The 1818-nt window shown below is 42.8% G+C and carries 2 protein-coding genes; both read right to left on the bottom strand.

Annotation, left to right across the window (positions count from 1 at the left end; genetic code table 11):
• Nucleotides 1–516: 516 nt before the first annotated feature.
• A complete protein-coding gene (locus tag U9Q77_12540) occupies nucleotides 517–960 on the bottom strand; it encodes a hypothetical protein (GenBank protein ID MEA3288187.1) in 444 nt (147 codons plus the stop codon).
• Nucleotides 938–1522 carry a nucleotidyltransferase domain-containing protein gene (locus tag U9Q77_12535; protein ID MEA3288186.1) on the bottom strand — a complete coding sequence of 195 codons (585 nt, stop codon included), beginning with the start codon at nucleotides 1520–1522 and terminating at the stop codon, nucleotides 938–940. Before U9Q77_12535 ends, U9Q77_12540 begins: the two co-directional genes overlap by 23 nt.
• Nucleotides 1523–1818: the final 296 nt, after the last annotated feature.

Below are 1818 nucleotides of genomic sequence, written 5' to 3'. Positions count from 1 at the left end.
AAATATACTAGACCAGCAAAACGTTCTTTGGGTTGATTCAAATGGGTTCGCGGGCGGAATACTCAGTGATCCAGGAGCATATGATCTGGGTCGTCGATTTAGAGCGGGAGTTGGGTTTGAGTTTTAATATTATATACTGTCAATCGGGGAATGAGTCCCGGTGTATGTTAGAGTTTCCTATCCAAACCTCGCAACACGCAAAACACCCGGCATAAGAGCTCAACGGTATGTTATCGATATGTTGTGTCTGTAAGTGTAATAATAACAATGAGGGGAAATTTATTAAGAGTCGGTGAGTGATAATTGTTTTCTAGCGAGTTTCAGACTTCTTTGCCATCCGTGTGAAGGCAGAGTCAGCAATGGTTTGGCTCATCTCACGACGAGGGTAATCTCCCCAATTCTCGAGCCAATTTTTCTATCCATTTAGTGACAAACTGGGACAAATATACCGTTAATGATATACGCGATTGGATAGAATACCCTCAGGGTTTGAGAGGGGTGGCTATTTAAGTGATGTCATAGAATTAGGTCAGAATGCTGCTTATTCAACCACTCAATGACCGTTTCCCGAAGTTCTTGAACGTAGGCCAGGAGTTCATCGGCATCAGCTTGAGTTGCCACACCTGCAACATCGTACTCTAATGTATTCCGCTTCATGCGACATGCATCCAGGTAAGCCGCATCATTTCGGTGTGCATCACCAAGGATCATGTGTAAAGCCTGTAAAGTCCTGTAATGTGCCAGATTCTTTTCCGGGCGAAAACCCTCTGCATAAACAAGACATGTACAGAGTTTGAGGGCAGCATTATATGCTATCCCGAATTGCCAGTCACTGGAAAGAGATTTTCCTTGTGCATCTTCAAGGTCTCGGTAAACAATTCCAAGCAAATTACTAATCTCTTTCTGGCTCGTTTGGTGTGTATGCAGCCACCCATTCTCATACCAGGTTTGTAAGCTCACCTTCAGCTCCTATGATCATAAGTTTTGGTGATGACATTACGGATGTTATAAAATGCTCATTTGCAGCCAATTTCTGAGAATAATCTTGAAATTTCATTACCTGAATATTGATCTCTCTGCCTAATAAGTCGGACGCATCTCCCAGCAGGCCACTAAGTTCTCTCAAACTGGTATTTCCAATTACAAAAAGATCAATATCGCTATCTGCACGAGTTGATCCACTGGCTATAGAGCCAAAAACAAACGCGAATCTAATATCAGCAGACTGCAGTTTAGCCAGAAGGATGTCTCGGAGTCCGACAGTTTTCAGGGTGAGCGAGTGGATCTCAGGGTAGAGGGGGTGTTCCTTGTTTGCTGAGTAATAGGTTCGATTGCCATCGATACGTTTGATTACGAGAGCATTTCTTAAAAGCTTTTCAGCTTCCTGTCTGACAGTTCCTATTGTGAACCCAGATTGTCGCTCGATTTCGCGTAGATGGTATTCATAATCACGTATTCCAAACAGGAGCCTAAAGAATTCAGCTCGGACTTTTGATGAGAGTATTTCGGCAAGTATATTCATATCAACCTCCGTATGGTATAAACATACACTTGAGGGGTAGTACCATACAATAATTATTTCACATACCTGTAAAGTTTTATTGTTTGAACCCCAACTGTTTTCGACCCTCCGGTATACGCATACTATATTTTGGATACCTATGACCACCGTCAAGAAAAACAAAACCCTTACAAATACTTCTCTGCAAGGGTTCATGTGTATCTGCGCACTGAAATTGACTTTCGATCACACAGGTTTACCTACTTACCAAAGCTTCAGCACAGGTGAGTACACCGCCCCAGTCTACGCTCTCAGAG

This window comes from Candidatus Neomarinimicrobiota bacterium, from assembly GCA_034716895.1.
Taxonomy (GTDB): Bacteria; Fidelibacterota; UBA8477; order UBA8477; family JABMPR01; genus JABMPR01.
Note: the sequence above shows the minus strand (reverse complement) of the source record. Positions and strands in the feature narration are given on the sequence as shown.